This window comes from Vulcanithermus mediatlanticus, from assembly GCF_055385885.1.
Genome location: NZ_AP042385.1, coordinates 525,695 through 539,644 on the forward strand (window position 1 = coordinate 525,695; position 13,950 = coordinate 539,644).

Consider the following 13,950-nt stretch of genomic DNA (forward strand, 5'->3'; position numbering starts at 1 on the left):
CGCTTCCCCCTTCAATCACACCGCCCCGCCGAGGGCCCGCACCGCCCGCAACCAGGCGTCGCGGGCCTCGCCCATAGGCTCGTCGCTGTGGCGGTAGTCGTACTTGCGCTGAAACTCGGCCAGATCTTCCAAAATCCCCTCCAGCCGCTCGCGAAAACGCTGGCGCAACGGGCCCTGGGGCAAACGCGCCCAGTGGCGAAGGCACAAAAAGCCCCGCCCCTCCGCCAGCGCCCGCTCCAGATCGGCCAGAGGCAGGGCGAGCAGGGCGTGGAAATAACGGGCCTCGGCCTCGGTTTCTACTTCGCAGGCCGGACAGCGGGGCGGCTTCACGCCGCGGGCCAGCCCGTCCGCCAGCAGGTCCTCGCTGAGGATGGCGAGGGGAAAGGCCGGGGCCTCAAGGTCCCGAGCCTCGCGCCAGTGCCGCGCACAAAGACCGCCCCGCTGCCGCCACTCGGCCCGGAGGGCGGCGTCGTTGATGCCCCCCTCGATCACGCCAGCGAGGTAGGCCCGGGCCGCCAGGCGGGAGAGCCGGCACACCGGGCAGTGGGGCGCCTCGAGGGCTTCCAAGACCTCGTGCCCGCTCAGGTGCATACCCCAAGCCTACGCCCGAAAGGTGAAGGTCGGTGAAAGTCTCGAGGGGGCCAAGAAGTTGACATGACCAATATCAACCTTTATGATATTAACGAGCGAGGTGGGAGCATGAACCTGGAACAGTGGACCGAATCCGCCCGCCAGACCCTGGCCCAGGCCCAGGTGCTGGCCCGGGAGATGAAGCATCAGGAGATCGATCTCCCCCACATGCTGGCGGTCATGCTCCGCGATCCGGACGGCCTCGCCGCCCGGATCCTCAGCGAAGCCGGCGCCGATGTCGAGGCGCTTTCCGCCCAGGTGCATCGTGAACTCGGGCAAAAGCCCCGCGTGGATGGCGTCGCCGGCGGAACGCACCTCTCGGCCCGGATGCACCAGGTCATCGAGGAAGCGGAGAAAACCGCCCAGGCCTGGGGAGACCGCTTCGTGGCCCAGGACGTTTTGCTCCTGGCCATGGCCAGGGCGGGCTACCCCGGGCTGCCCGGGGATGAGGCCCTAAAGGCCGTGATTCAAAAAATCCGAGGAGGTCGAAAAGTGGAAAGCGAACACAGCGAAAGCACATTTGAAGCGCTCGAGCGCTATGGCATCGATCTGACCAAGCTCGCCGGGGAGGGCAAGCTCGACCCGGTGATCGGTCGCGACGAGGAGATCCGGCGCACGATTCAAATTCTCCTTCGCCGGACCAAGAACAACCCGGTGCTCATCGGTGAGCCGGGCGTGGGTAAGACCGCGATCGTGGAGGGGCTCGCCCAGCGAATCGTCAAAGGCGACGTCCCCGAGGGGCTCAAGGACAAACGCATCATCGCGCTCCAGATGGGCTCACTGCTGGCCGGCGCCAAGTACCGGGGCGAGTTTGAGGAACGGCTGAAGGCGGTGATCCAGGAAACCGTGGCCAGCGAGGGCCGGATCATCCTCTTCATCGACGAGTTGCACACCATCGTCGGCGCTGGCAAGGCCGAGGGGGCGGTAGATGCCGGCAACATGCTCAAACCCGCCCTCGCCCGGGGCGAGCTGCGGTTGATCGGCGCCACCACCCTCGACGAGTACCGCGAGATCGAAAAAGACCCGGCGCTGGAACGCCGCTTCCAGCCGGTGCTGGTGGAAGAGCCCAGCGTCGAGGACACGATTACCATCCTGCGCGGCATTAAGGAGAAGTACGAGGTCCACCACGGGGTGCGCATCTCCGACCCGGCCATCATCGCCGCCGCCACCCTCAGCCACCGCTACATCACCGACCGCCACCTGCCGGATAAGGCCATCGACCTCATCGACGAAGCGGCGGCCAGACTCCGGATGCAGCTGGAGAGCCAACCCGAGGAGATCGACCAGCTCGAGCGCAAAAAGCTCCAGCTCGAGATCGAGCGCGAGGCCCTGAAAAAGGAGACCGACCCCGACTCCAAGGCCCGCCTCGAGGAGATCGAGCGCCAGATCGGCGAGATCACTGAGAAGATCGAGGCCATGAAGGCCGAATGGCTGGCCGAGGTCGAGATCCTGAAAGAGCTGCGCCAGGCCCAGCAGGCGCTCGACGAGGTGCGGCGGGAGATCGAGCTCGCCGAGCGCAACTACGACCTCAACAAGGCCGCCGAGCTCCGTTACGGCCGGCTGCCAGAACTGGAAAAGAAGGTCGAGGCGCTGTCGGAAAAGCTTAAGAACGCGAAATACGTACGGCTCGAGGTCACCGCGGAAGACATCGCCGATGTGGTCTCCCGCTGGACCGGCATCCCGGTTTCCAAGCTGCTCGAGGGCGAGCGGGAAAAGCTGCTTCGCCTGGAGGAAGCCCTCCACCGCCGGGTCGTGGGGCAGGACGAGGCGATCGAGGCGGTGGCCGACGCCATCCGGCGCGCGCGCGCGGGGCTCAAGGACCCGAACCGGCCCATCGGCTCGTTCCTCTTCCTCGGCCCCACCGGCGTGGGCAAGACCGAGCTGGCCAAGGCGCTGGCGGAAACGCTTTTTGACACCGAGGAGGCGATGATCCGCATCGATATGACCGAGTACATGGAAAAACACTCGGTCGCCAGGCTGATCGGCGCCCCGCCGGGCTACGTCGGCTTCGAAGAGGGCGGCCAGCTCACCGAGGCGGTTCGCCGGAAACCCTACAGCGTGATCCTCTTCGACGAAATCGAAAAGGCCCACCCCGACGTCTTCAACGTGCTGCTCCAGATCCTCGACGATGGCCGCCTGACCGACGCCCACGGCCGGACCGTCGACTTCAAGAACACGGTCATCATCATGACCTCGAACCTGGGCAGCCAGCTGATCCTCGAGGGCATGAAGGAAGGCCTGCCCTACGAGGGCATCCAGGCGCGGGTCTTCGACGTGCTGCAAAAGAACTTCCGCCCCGAGTTCTTAAACCGCCTCGACGAGATCGTGGTCTTCAAACCGCTCTCCAAGGCCCAGATCGTCGAGATCGTTGAGCTGATGGTGGCGCGGGTGGCCGAGCGGCTCAAAGAACGCAAGATCGAACTCGTGCTCAGCGACGAGGCCAAGAACTGGCTGGCCGAACGCGGCTATGACCCGGTCTTCGGCGCCCGACCCTTGCGCCGGGTGATCCAGCGCGAACTCGAGACCCCGCTTTCGAAAAAGATCCTGGCCGGCGAGATCAAAGACGGCGATCGGGTCACGGTCAGGGCCGACGCCCGGGGGCTCGTCTTCGAGGCAGAAAGCCCGGCACCCCAGGCGGCCGAAGCCTGAGCTCACCGCCCCCGGAGGCCCCGGATGCCAATCCGGGGCCCTGTCTTGTAGGGCCCGATAGGGACAAACGTCCGCGGCGCACCCCTCCCGCCCCGGGTAGGCTAGAGCCATGCGTCCGAACTTCGATAAGTTCCCGCTGCTCGTGGCGTGGGAAATGACCCACGCCTGCGATCTGGCGTGCAAACACTGCCGGGCGAGCGCCGAACCCGACCCTCTCCCCGGCGAGCTCACCACCGAGGACGCCATGCGGCTCCTCGAGGAGCTCGCCACCTACACCCCCAAACCGATCCTCCTCCCCACCGGCGGCGACCCCTTAAAACGCCACGACCTCTGGGCCATCCTGGAAAAGGCCAAAGACCTCGGCATCAAGGTGGGCATCACCCCCGCGGTGACCCCGCTCCTCACCCACGAGGTCATCGATCGCTTCAAAGAGCTCGGCGTACACATGATGGCGGTGAGCCTCGACGGCGCAAGCCCGGAGACCCACGACACCTTCCGGGGCGTCCCCGGCACCTTCGACCTCGCGGTCGACGCCCTGGCCTACGCCAGGGAGATCGGCCTTCCCACCCAGATCAACACCACCGTCACCAAACAGACCCGGCCCGAACTCCCGGGCATCGCCGACTTGGGTCGCGACCTCGGCATCGCTGCCTGGGAGGTCTTCTTCCTGGTGCCGGTAGGACGGGGCGCGCTCCTCAACCAGCTCACTGCCGACGAGTACGAGGAGACCCTGCGCTGGCTCTACCAGGTCTCAAAGACCCACAAGCTGCACATCCGCACCACCGAGGCCCCCCACTTCCGGCGGGTGGTGATCCAGGAGCGGGAAAAGAGCGGCGAGGCTGACCACGCCCTGGTGCAAAACAAGCGCGGCGTGCACATGCACGACGGTTACGGCTTCGTCTTCGTGAGCGCGACCGGCGACGTCTACCCCTCGGGCTTTCTGGCCATGAGTGCCGGCAACGTCAAGGAAAAGCCGCTGCTTGAGATCTACCAAAACGCCGAGCTCTTCCGCAAACTCCGCGATCGCGAAAGCCTCAAGGGCAAGTGCCGGGTCTGCGAGTTCGGTAACGTCTGCTGGGGAAGCCGGGCCAGGGCCTGGGCCGAGCTCGGCGATCCCTTTGCCTCCGAGCCCCGCTGCGCCTACGTACCAAAAGCCTGGCAGGAAGCGGCGGAGGCCGTCTAAGTACCCCGCCGTGGCAAAAAGCCACGGCGGGGCCCGGCAAAGAGCGCGAGCGCCAATGTTGCATCGCCGAATTCAAAAAGCTCGCGGGCGGCACTGAACCGCGAAAGGATGGCGGGGCCGGCCACGTGGCCGGCCCCGCCGCCTATCTGCCTAAGGGATGATGCCCCCGACGTTGAAGAACCCGTAGACCAGCCCCGGGAAAACGCCGAGCGCCACCACCAAAAAGCCAACCAGGCCCAGAGTCACCGCGGCCAGGGCAGGGACCTCGGGGACCTCCCCGCCTTCATCCGCCGGGGCAAAGAAGGCGAGGGCCAAGAGCTTCATGTAGTAATACGCCGCCACCACCGCGGTCAGCAGGGCAAAGGCCACCAGCGCGTACTGCCCGCCGCGCGCGGCCTCGACAAAGACCAGGTACTTGCCCCAAAACCCGGCAAAGGGCGGCATCCCGGCCAGCGAAAAGAGCGAGATGGCCAAAACCCCGGCGAGCATCGGGCTTTTCTTGATCAATCCCTTGAGGTCAGCAAAGGGCACCCCTGCCCCCGCATCGAGCTGGCTGAGCACAGCAAAAGCCAGTCCGGTCGAAAGCGCGTAGACGAAGAGGTAAAAGCCCATCGCCGGCGCCGGGTTCGGCCCGAAGACCGCCAGCGCGATGTAGCCGGCGTGCGCCACCGAGGAGTAGGCGAGCAATCGCTTGGCCTCGCTCTGGGCCAGGGCCCCCAGGTTGCCGTAGAACACGGTGAGCACCACCACCAGCGCCACCACCGCGCCAGCCAGCCCGCCAACGCCGGCGCCGACCACCACCCGGGCGAGGGCGGCAAACGCCGCCGCCTTGACCCCGGTGGCCATGTAGAGCGTGACCGGTGTCGGGGCCCCCTGGTAGACGTCGGGCGCCCACCAGTGGAAGGGAACCAGCGAAGCTTTGAAGAAGAGCCCGGCTAAAACGAGCAAAAGCCCCGCCAGGTACAGCGGTCCCTGCCCCACCGCCGAGACCGCGAAGCTGCCGGTGGCGCCGTAGAGGAGCACGATGCCGTAGAGCATGACCGCCGAGGCCACGGCGCCGAGCAAGAAGTATTTGAGGCCCGCTTCCTCGCTTTTCGCGTCGTAGCGGAGCGCCGCGAGGGCGTAAAGCGGCAGCGAGAGGATCTCAAGCCCGATCAGAATGACCACCAAATTGGCGCTCGCGGCCATCACCTGAACGCCGAAGACCGAATAGGCGAGGAGCGCGTGGTATTCAAAGCGCTCCATTCCCGCGCGTTCCAGGTAGCGCGCTCCCACCAGGGAGGCAAAAAGGCCGGCCACCATCCCCACCACGCCCGCCACCCGGGCAAAGCCGTCGTAGAGGAAGAGCCCGCCGAAAGCCTGCCCCTCGGCGCCGAAAAAGAGCGCCGCGCCCAGGGCCAGAGCCAGACCGGCCCGGACCACCCAGCGAACCCAGCGGACCGGAGCCTCGACACCGAGGAGGGTCGCGAGGAGCCCGGTGAGGAAGAGGATCGCGGTCGGGATCATTGCCCACCTCCAAGCACCGACACGAAGGCCTTCGCCGCTTCAGCAATCGGCGCGGTAAAGAGCGCCGGATACACACCGAGTACCACGATCACCACCGTGGCGAGGGCGGCGAACCCCCATTCCGGGCCCCCAAGCTCGGCCACGATTTTGCCCGGCGGGCCGTGGAAGAGCCGCTGGTAGGCCCCGAGAACGTAGGCCGCGGCGGCGATCACCGCGAAAAAGCCCAAAAGCGCCAGCCAGGGCGAGGCCTGCCAGATCCCGAGCAGCGACAGGAACTCGCCCGGAAAGCCTGCCAGCCCGGGCAGGCCCACCATGGCCAAGAAGAGGATGAGCCCGAACGCGGCCAGCGCCGGGGCGTGGCGGGCCAGGCCCGAGGTAGGCCCGAGTTCAAAGCTTCCAAAGCGGGTGTGCATCCAGCCGGCGTAGAGGAAAAGCCCGCCGGTGTAGATGGCGCTCGCCGCCAGCAAGAAGAGCGCACCGACGGCCCCGATCTGAGTGCCGGAGAATACCCCGAGCGCGGCCACGCCCATGTGCGAAAGGGCGCCATAGGCCAGCATGCGCTTCCAGTCGTTCTGGGCATACGCGATCCAGGCCGCCCAAAGCGCCGTGAACGCGGCGAGGAAGAGCAAATAGGGCTGAAAGGTCGCGAAGGCCTCGGGGAACAGGGGAATGGCCCAGCGGAAAAAGCCAAAGACGCCCACCTTGTAGAGCGTCCCCATCACGTCGGCAAGCCCCGAAGGGTGATTTTGGGCGTGGAAATCGGGCAGCCACACGTGAAGGGGGAAGATCGGGGTCTTGATGGCAAACGCCAAGGCAAAGGCGGCAAAGGCCCAAAGCGCTGCCGCGCCGCCGATCCGAGCGGCGAGGAGATCGCGGAGCAAAAAGCTCTCGGCCCCACCAACAAAGCGAGCCGCGAGGATCGCCGCCAGCATCAAAAGGCTTCCGCTCAGGGTAAAGAGGGCGAACTTCATCAGGGCTCGGACGCGGTCCCTGCCGCCATAGACGCCGAGCAGGAGCAGGCTTGGAATCAGCGTCGCCTCGTAGAAGACGTAAAAGAGCACCAGGTCCAGGCTCAGGAAGATGCCGAGGAGGCCGGTGGTCATCAGCAGGGCCAGGCCGATCATCCGGCCCGGCACCTCGCGCACCGCGAGCAGGGCCATGAAAACGACCAGGGGAATGACCACCGCGAAGACCGCGCCGACGCCGTCGGCACCGACCGCGTAATAAACCCCGGCTTCTTTGAGCAGCGGGATCTCGACGTAAGCCGCCACGCGGGCGCCGGCCTCGAGGAGAAGACCGAAGCCCAAAACGGTGCTCACCGCCGTGGCCAGCAAGCCGAGGCTCCGCGCCCACTTCGGGGAGACGAGCGCCACCAAACCGGCGAGCGCGGGCAGGAAGATGAGCACGTGAATCACCGGACCACCCCCCAAAGCACGAACACCGTGGCCGCGACGACCACGAAGAAGGCGTAGACCCGAACGTAGCCCCCCTGGAGCCGGGCCAACAGCCGACCCAAGAGGCCCACGCCGCCACCGAGGCGCACGTAACCCTGATCAAGCCCGCGGTCGGCAAGGCCGAGCCCGAAGGCCAGCGCTTTGAGCGGCCCCACGATCAGGGTGTTGTAGAGCCAGTCGACGTAAAAGGCGTTCTCCGCCGCTCGTTGGAAGGCGAGGTAGGCTTTTGGCAGCCGGCCCAGGAAGAGGCGATAGCCCACATAGAGTCCCACGATGGCCACCACCGCCGAGAGCGAGAGCAGCCCCCACTCGGTGGTCGCTCCCAGGGGCTCGACCTCGAGGTGCCACAGCGAGGGCGCGAGGAAGCGCTCGAGCAGGTTCCAAAACGGCTCGGGGAGGGCCAAAAACCCTGCCAGCGCCGCCCCCACCGCCAGCAGGTGGTTGGGCCAGGCCATGACCGGCGGCGCCTCGTGGGGGTGCCCCTGGCCCTTAAAGTCCCCGAGGAAGACCAGCACGTACCAGCGCATGGCGTAGAGGGCGGTGAGGAAGGCGGTGAAGAGCCCCACCAGGTAGAACCCATACCCGCCAAAGGGGTAGTTCAGGGTCGAGGCCAAAATCGCGTCCTTCGACCAAAAGCCGGCGAACAGGGGGAAGCCCGCGAGCGAGAGCGCCCCGATGAGGCCGTGGATGTGGGTCTGGGGCAGGTATTTTTTCAACCCGCCCATCTTGCGCACGTCCTGCTCACCCCCGAGCGCATGGATCACGCTGCCCGAGGAGAGGAAAAGGAGCGCTTTGTAAAAGGCGTGGGTCATGACGTGGAAGAGGGCGATCCAGTACGCGCCGACCCCGGCGGCGAGGAACATGTAACCGAGCTGGCTGATCGTCGAGTAAGCGACGATGCGCTTGATATCCCACTGGCCGAGCGCCGAAAGCGCCCCGTAGAGCGCGGTGAGGAGACCCACCAGCGCGATCCAGTAGGAGACGTCGGGGAGGTTGGCGTAGAGGAAGCTCGAGCGGGCGAGCAGGTAGACCCCGGCGGTGACCATGGTGGCCGCGTGGATGAGGGCCGAGACCGGCGTCGGGCCAGCCATGGCGTCGGGCAACCACACCATGAGCGGGAGCTGGGCGCTCTTGCCGATGGCGCCGATGAAGAGCAAGAGCCCGGCCAGCCCAAGCCCGGCGGGCAGAACCAGCGACTTTTCCATGATCTCCCTGAGCTCGGAGATCTGGAGGGTGCCAAAGAGCGAGTACAAAAGCGCCATCCCGAGCAAAAAGCCCAGGTCACCGATGCGGTTGACGATGAAGGCCTTGCGGGCGCTGTCGGCGTTCTTTTGGTCCTCGAACCAAAAGCCGATCAACAGGAACGACGCCAGCCCCACCCCTTCCCACCCGATGAACATCACCGGGTAGGCATCGGCCAAAACCAGGGTGAGCATCATGGCGATGAAGAAGTTGAAGTAGGCGAAAAACCTCGATTTCCCCGGGTCGTCGGCCATGTAGCCGATGGCGTAGACGTGGATCAAAAACCCGATCCCGGTGACGATGAGCGCCATGTACCCGGCCAGGTTGTCAAAGAGCAGGGCGAAGGGGATTCCAGGCAGCCAGTCCTTGACCTCGAAGCTGGCGCCGCCCTCAAACAGCAACACCAGGGTGAGGACGAACGAGCCCAGGACCATCAGCGAGGCCAGCACCCCGGCACTTTGGCCCTTGAAGGAACGCCCCCACAGGCCGAGCAGCAAAAAGCCCAACAGGGGCAGGAGAATCATGGCCAGCAGCACGGCATCACCCCCGCAACTCCGACAGGTCATCCACGGCGGTGGACGAACGCATCCGGAACACCGCGACCACGAGCCCAAGCCCCACGGCGACCTCGGCCGCGGCCAGCGCGATGACCAAGAGCCCCACGGTCTGGGCCTCGAGGCTGCCGTAGGCGCGGGCGAAGGCCACCAGCGCCAAATTGGCGGCCCCCAGCATCAGCTCCACCGACATAAAGATCAAAATCGCGCTCCGTCTCGTCAGGACGCCGTAAACCCCCAGGGAAAACAGCGCCGCCGAAACGAACAGAAAGTCGCTCATGCCTTCCCTCCCCGGCTCGCCTCACGCTCGGCCCGGCTTTTCCCCTGGTCCGGGTGCACCAAGACCACCGCGGCCACGGTGGCCACGAGCAAAAGCGCCGCCACGAGCAGCACCGCATAGAGCCAGGTGCCCCAGAGCACCGAGCCCACCGCCTTGGCGGTTCCACCATCCAAAAGCGCCGCCGCCGTGGTTCCGGAAAGCGGCGCCCGGGCCGCGCTCAGGGCATAGGTCAGCGCGGCGAAGAACACCGCGGCCACCGCCGCCCCCCAGTTCTTGAGCCAGGGCAACGCGTCGACGCCAACCTCGGCCCGGGCGGCAAAGAGCAGCATGACCACGAAGATGAAGAGCACCATGATCGCCCCGGCGTAGACGATGATCTGGACCCACCCCAAAAAGCGGGCGTCCAGGCTCATGTAAACCGTCCCCAGGACCACGAAGTTGGCGGCGAGTCCGAGCGCCGCGTGCACCGCGTTTTGCGAGCGCACGGCGATGAACCCGGTGAAAAGGAGCAGGACGGTGGCAATGAAGTCGAAGGCGTTCACTCGTACCTCACCCCCTCCAGCGCCTCGCGCACGTAGGGAACCTCGAAGCCGAGCTTGACCGGCTTGCCCAACCGCTCGGCCTCGCGCCGCTGCGGCTTCGAACCCACGGTGTCGACCAGGAGGTCTTCCTTGGTGTAGACGAAGTCGGCGTAACGGTAGTCGGCCAGCTCGAACTCATAGCCCATCACGATCGCGCCGGTGGGGCAGGCCTCCTCACAATTGCCGCAGAAGATGCAGCGCAGCATGTTGATCTCGTAGACCTTCGCGTAGCGCTCGCCGGGAGAAACCGGGTTTTCCGGGTCGTTCTCCGCCGGCTCGACGTAGATGGCATAAGCCGGACAGGCCGCGGCGCACAAACTGCAGCCGATGCACTTTTCCAGTCCGTCGGGGTGGCGGGTGAGGACGTGCCGCCCGTGGAAGCGCGGCTTTAGGGGAACCGGTGCGTCGGGGTAGGGAATCGTCACCGGCTTTGAGAAAAAGTGGCGCAGGGTAATCCCCAGGGCCTTCGCCAAGGCCATCACGCTCATAGCGTCCCTCCCTTCGAAACGAAGTAGGCGGTGACCAGGAACCAGACCACGGCCACGGGGAAGAGCACGCCCCAGGCAAAGCGCATCATCTGGTCGTAGCGGGTCCTGAACCAGCTGGCCCAGATCCAAAGCACCAGGAAGATGAAGATGGCCCACTTAAGGAAGAACCACAGCACCGGCACCTCGGGCAGGCCAAACGGCGCCGCCCACCCGCCGAGGAAGAGGGTGGCCATGAGGGCGGAGCCGGTGATCCAGTGCAGCAGCTCGGCCATGAAGAAAACCCCAAACGCCATGCCGGTGTACTCGGTGTGGAATCCGCCCACGAGCTCCTGTTCGGCCTCGGCAAAATCGAAGGGGGTGCGGCTCATCTCGGCCAGGGCAGCCACGAAGTAGACCAGAAACGCCGGGAGCTGCCACCAGATGAGCCAGCCGTTTTGCCGCTGCCACTCGACGATGTCCTGGAGGTTCAAAGAGCCCACCACCATGACCGGGCCGAGCAGCGCCAGCCCCAGCGCGAGCTCGTAACCGATGAGCGCGGCCACGCTGCGCATCCCGCCCAGGAGGGGGTACTTGGAGCCCGAGGCCCAACCGGCGAGGAAGATGCCGTAGACCGCGAGCTCGCTGGCGGCGAAGACGTAGAGCACGCCCATGTCGAGGTTGGCGACCACCCATCCACCCTGCCCCAGGGGAATCACCGCGAAGGCGGCCAGGGCAAAGGTGAAGGCGATGACCGGCGCGATCCAGTAGACCAGCCGGTCGGCGGTCACCACCTCGATGCTCTCCTTGAACATCATCTTGATCGCGTCGGCCAGCGGCTGCAGCAGGCCAAAGGGACCCACGCGGTTCGGCCCGTAGCGCACCTGGAACCGGGCGAGCCCGCGGCGCATCACCCAGGTGATGTAGGCGGTCACCCCGAGCAACACGCCGATCAATACCAGCGCCTTGATGGCCACGATCAAAAACGTCATGCCTCACCCCCCGCAGGCACCAGCAACCGGAAGGGCACCCTCCGCCCGGTGCCCCGCCCGAAGGCGGGGAGGTAGAGGAATCCTTCCGGCAAGCCGGCGTCCAGCGCCACCGAAGCCTCGACGGTGCCGTAAGGCGTCTCGACCGCCACCGTGGCCCCCTCGACGAGCCCGTGTTCGGCGGCCGTCTTGGGGTGGGCCGAGAGCCGGGCCGCACCCAGCGCCGCCCGCACCCGGGCATCGGCGAGCTGCCGGTGCTTCCACATCGAGGGCCTCAGATAAAGCCCCCCGTCCGCCCCCGCGCGCCCCCGGACCGGCAGGCGCAGCTTGGGCTGCCACAGCCAGCCAAAGGGGTCGATCGACTTCGGCAAGCCGTAGCGTTCGACCAGCCGCTCGTGCGCCTGGCCGAACTGGCGCACCGGGGGCTTTTTGCCCAGGGCTTCAAGCACCAGCGCCAGCGTCTCGATGCCATCCAGCGCCCCGAGCGGCGCCACCGGGACCGGAGCCAGCTCGAGGAGGCGGCCTTCGGCGTTGACCGTGAGCCCCGGCTTTTCGTAGAAGGTCTTGGCCGGGAAGACCACGTCGGCAAAGCGCTCGGCGACGGGGTCGAGACGCGAAAGGTGGAGCACCGAAACCTTCGCCTTCTCCAACACCTCGGCCGCCGGGGTGGTCCCCGAGGCGAAGATCACCGCCGGGCCGGCCTCGTCGAAGGCGGCCCCGTCCTTTTCGGGCCACAGACCGACCGCCTCGAACCCGCGCGCCCCCGCGGCCGGGGTCATGGCGAAGACCAACGCGCCCTTGCCCCGGGCGATTCGCAGCGCGGCCTCGGCGGCCTCGGGATCATCGAGCACCTCGGCGCCGAGGATGAGGATGCGTTTTTTGGCCTCCAAAAAGCGCGTGGCCACCGCGCGAAGCGTCTCGGCGGGCACCCCCGGGACCTCGGACGGGCGCTTGCCGTTCATGTGGGCCTCGAGGGCCGCCAGCATCGCCGCCGCCGAACCCGGGGCGTAGACGCCCTGCCAAGCGGCCCATTCCATCACCGCGGTGCGGTAAGGGGCGAAGGCGGCGAGTTTTTCCTTGTTGCGCGGCATGCGCTCCTTGATCTGCAAATCGGCGATGGGGGTGCCGTGGAAAAAGCGCGGCGCCGGCTTGATCCCCTTCAAAAACTCCTGCAACCGCAGGTGCAAAATCGGCATCTCCTCGGTGGGATCGCCGATCACCAGCGCGAAGTCGGCCTCGAGCAGGTCGCGGTAGGTGGCGGGCGCAAAGCTCCCGGCCGCCACCGCGGTGCGCCCCTCGAAGTCGAGGTGAGGGGATTTCAAGGCCCTCGCACCCTCGACGAAGGCGTAGGCCTCTTCCAACGTGGCGTCGCCGGAGAGGTAGAGCCCGACCTCATCCCCCTTGACGCCCTTCAAGCGCGACTTCAGGTGCTCGAGGGCCTCTTCCACCGACACCGGTTGCAGCACGCCATTCTTGCGCACGAGCGGCTCGCGAAGCCGGTCTTCCCGGGCCCAGGCGTGGCCAAACCGCGCCGCGTCGGAGATCCAGATCTCGTTGGTCTCGGGGTTCTCCCGCGCCCGCACCCGCTCGATCTGGCCCGAACGGGCATCCACCCAGATCAGGGCCCCGGAGGCGTCGTTCATGTCCACCGTCGGCGTGGACTCGAACTCCCAGTTGCGGGCCCGAAAGCGGGCGGTGAGGTCGAGGAGCGCCCCCACCGGGCAGATGTCGGTGATGTTGCCGGAAAACCCGGCGGGCAGCGGGTATTCTTCGGTGCCGATGAAGGTGTGCACGCCGCGCTCGATGAAATCGAGCACCTCCTGCCCCGGCACTTCCTCGAAGTAGCGCACGCAGCGCTTGCAGATGATGCAGCGCTCCCGGTCGAGCACCACGAACTCGCTGAGCTTTTTGTGCTTGTCAACGTGGCGGCGGTCGAACTCGAAGCGGGTGTACTGCACGCTCTTAAGGCCGTTTTGGGTCTCGGTATAGTACTTGCCGAAAAGGCCGTACTCGTAGGCCCGGTCCTGCAGCTCGCAGGCGCCGCCCTTGTCGCAGATGGGGCAGTCGAGGGGGTGGTTGAGGAGCGTGAACTCGACCATCCCCGCCTGCGCCTTTTTGACCTCGTCGGCCAGCGTGTCCACCACCATGCCCTCGGTGGCGGCCAGGGTGCACGAGGCCATGAGCTTGGGGAACCAGAAGATCTTGGGGTTTCCGTCCTCGTCCTTGATCCACTCGCCGCTTTTATCCTTGCGGGGCGCGCCCACCTTGACCAGGCACATGCGGCAGGCCCCGATGGGCGAGAGGTGGCGTTCCGAGCAGAAATAGGGCATGTCGTAACCGGCGTGGAAGATGGCATCCAGCACCGACGTCCCCTCGGGCACCTCGACCCAGCGATCGTTGATCTTCAACCTCACCATG

Annotated in this window: 11 protein-coding genes; 2 read left to right on the plus strand and 9 right to left on the minus strand. The window is 66.4% G+C overall.

What is annotated here, in order from left to right; genetic code table 11:
* Positions 1–15: 15 nt before the first annotated feature.
* Positions 16–591 (minus strand): DUF6062 family protein, encoded by a 576-nt coding sequence (locus ACZ5BT_RS03625; RefSeq protein ID WP_464885261.1) that lies wholly within the window; start codon positions 589–591, stop codon positions 16–18.
* 108 nt (positions 592–699) lie between these two features.
* On the opposite strand from ACZ5BT_RS03625, the gene clpB reads away from it, so the two are divergent.
* Both clpB and ACZ5BT_RS03635 read left to right on the plus strand, forming a co-directional pair.
* Positions 700–3,279 (plus strand): ATP-dependent chaperone ClpB, encoded by a 2,580-nt coding sequence (clpB, locus tag ACZ5BT_RS03630; protein WP_464885262.1) that lies wholly within the window; start codon positions 700–702, stop codon positions 3,277–3,279.
* Positions 3,280–3,388: 109 nt separating this feature from the next.
* Positions 3,389–4,462 (plus strand): TIGR04053 family radical SAM/SPASM domain-containing protein, encoded by a 1,074-nt coding sequence (locus tag ACZ5BT_RS03635; protein ID WP_464885263.1) that lies wholly within the window; start codon positions 3,389–3,391, stop codon positions 4,460–4,462.
* Between the two features lie 150 nt (positions 4,463–4,612).
* Here the strand turns inward: ACZ5BT_RS03635 and ACZ5BT_RS03640 are convergent, their stop codons facing one another.
* The 8 genes from ACZ5BT_RS03640 to ACZ5BT_RS03675 are packed head-to-tail and all read right to left on the minus strand — an operon-like array spanning position 4,613 to position 13,949.
* Entirely contained in the window at positions 4,613–5,968 is a 1,356-nt protein-coding gene (locus ACZ5BT_RS03640; RefSeq protein WP_464885264.1) for an NADH-quinone oxidoreductase subunit N, read from the minus strand.
* Positions 5,965–7,383 carry a complex I subunit 4 family protein gene (locus ACZ5BT_RS03645; RefSeq protein WP_464885265.1) on the minus strand — a complete coding sequence of 473 codons (1,419 nt, stop codon included), beginning with the start codon at positions 7,381–7,383 and terminating at the stop codon, positions 5,965–5,967. The genes ACZ5BT_RS03640 and ACZ5BT_RS03645 overlap by 4 nt, the downstream gene beginning before the upstream one ends.
* Complete coding sequence (gene nuoL, locus ACZ5BT_RS03650; protein ID WP_464885266.1) at positions 7,380–9,230, minus strand: NADH-quinone oxidoreductase subunit L; 1,851 nt, start codon at positions 9,228–9,230, stop codon at positions 7,380–7,382. Before nuoL ends, ACZ5BT_RS03645 begins: the two co-directional genes overlap by 4 nt.
* The gene (gene nuoK, locus ACZ5BT_RS03655; RefSeq protein WP_464885267.1) at positions 9,205–9,498 is read right to left on the minus strand and encodes an NADH-quinone oxidoreductase subunit NuoK; all 294 of its coding nucleotides are present in this window, start codon (positions 9,496–9,498) and stop codon (positions 9,205–9,207) included. The genes nuoL and nuoK overlap by 26 nt, the downstream gene beginning before the upstream one ends.
* On the minus strand, positions 9,495–10,040 hold the full coding sequence (locus ACZ5BT_RS03660) for an NADH-quinone oxidoreductase subunit J family protein (RefSeq protein WP_464885268.1): 546 nt from the start codon (positions 10,038–10,040) through the stop codon (positions 9,495–9,497). The genes nuoK and ACZ5BT_RS03660 overlap by 4 nt, the downstream gene beginning before the upstream one ends.
* The gene (nuoI, locus tag ACZ5BT_RS03665; protein ID WP_464885269.1) at positions 10,037–10,567 is read right to left on the minus strand and encodes an NADH-quinone oxidoreductase subunit NuoI; all 531 of its coding nucleotides are present in this window, start codon (positions 10,565–10,567) and stop codon (positions 10,037–10,039) included. Before nuoI ends, ACZ5BT_RS03660 begins: the two co-directional genes overlap by 4 nt.
* The gene (gene nuoH, locus ACZ5BT_RS03670) at positions 10,564–11,535 is read right to left on the minus strand and encodes an NADH-quinone oxidoreductase subunit NuoH (protein WP_464885270.1); all 972 of its coding nucleotides are present in this window, start codon (positions 11,533–11,535) and stop codon (positions 10,564–10,566) included. Before nuoH ends, nuoI begins: the two co-directional genes overlap by 4 nt.
* A complete protein-coding gene (locus tag ACZ5BT_RS03675; protein WP_464885271.1) occupies positions 11,532–13,949 on the minus strand; it encodes an NADH-quinone oxidoreductase subunit G in 2,418 nt (805 codons plus the stop codon). Before ACZ5BT_RS03675 ends, nuoH begins: the two co-directional genes overlap by 4 nt.
* Position 13,950 lies beyond the last annotated feature (1 nt).

Coding starts and splice junctions, on each gene's coding strand:
- nuoL (WP_464885266.1), bottom strand. CDS start 9,230: ATGACCTGTCGGAGTTGCGGGGGTGATGCCGTGCTGCTGGCCATGATT.
- ACZ5BT_RS03675 (WP_464885271.1), bottom strand. CDS start 13,949: ATGGTGAGGTTGAAGATCAACGATCGCTGGGTCGAGGTGCCCGAGGGG.
- nuoH (WP_464885270.1), bottom strand. CDS start 11,535: ATGACGTTTTTGATCGTGGCCATCAAGGCGCTGGTATTGATCGGCGTG.
- ACZ5BT_RS03640 (WP_464885264.1), bottom strand. CDS start 5,968: ATGATCCCGACCGCGATCCTCTTCCTCACCGGGCTCCTCGCGACCCTC.
- ACZ5BT_RS03635 (WP_464885263.1), top strand. CDS start 3,389: ATGCGTCCGAACTTCGATAAGTTCCCGCTGCTCGTGGCGTGGGAAATG.
- clpB (WP_464885262.1), top strand. CDS start 700: ATGAACCTGGAACAGTGGACCGAATCCGCCCGCCAGACCCTGGCCCAG.
- nuoI (WP_464885269.1), bottom strand. CDS start 10,567: ATGAGCGTGATGGCCTTGGCGAAGGCCCTGGGGATTACCCTGCGCCAC.
- nuoK (WP_464885267.1), bottom strand. CDS start 9,498: ATGAGCGACTTTCTGTTCGTTTCGGCGGCGCTGTTTTCCCTGGGGGTT.
- ACZ5BT_RS03625 (WP_464885261.1), bottom strand. CDS start 591: ATGCACCTGAGCGGGCACGAGGTCTTGGAAGCCCTCGAGGCGCCCCAC.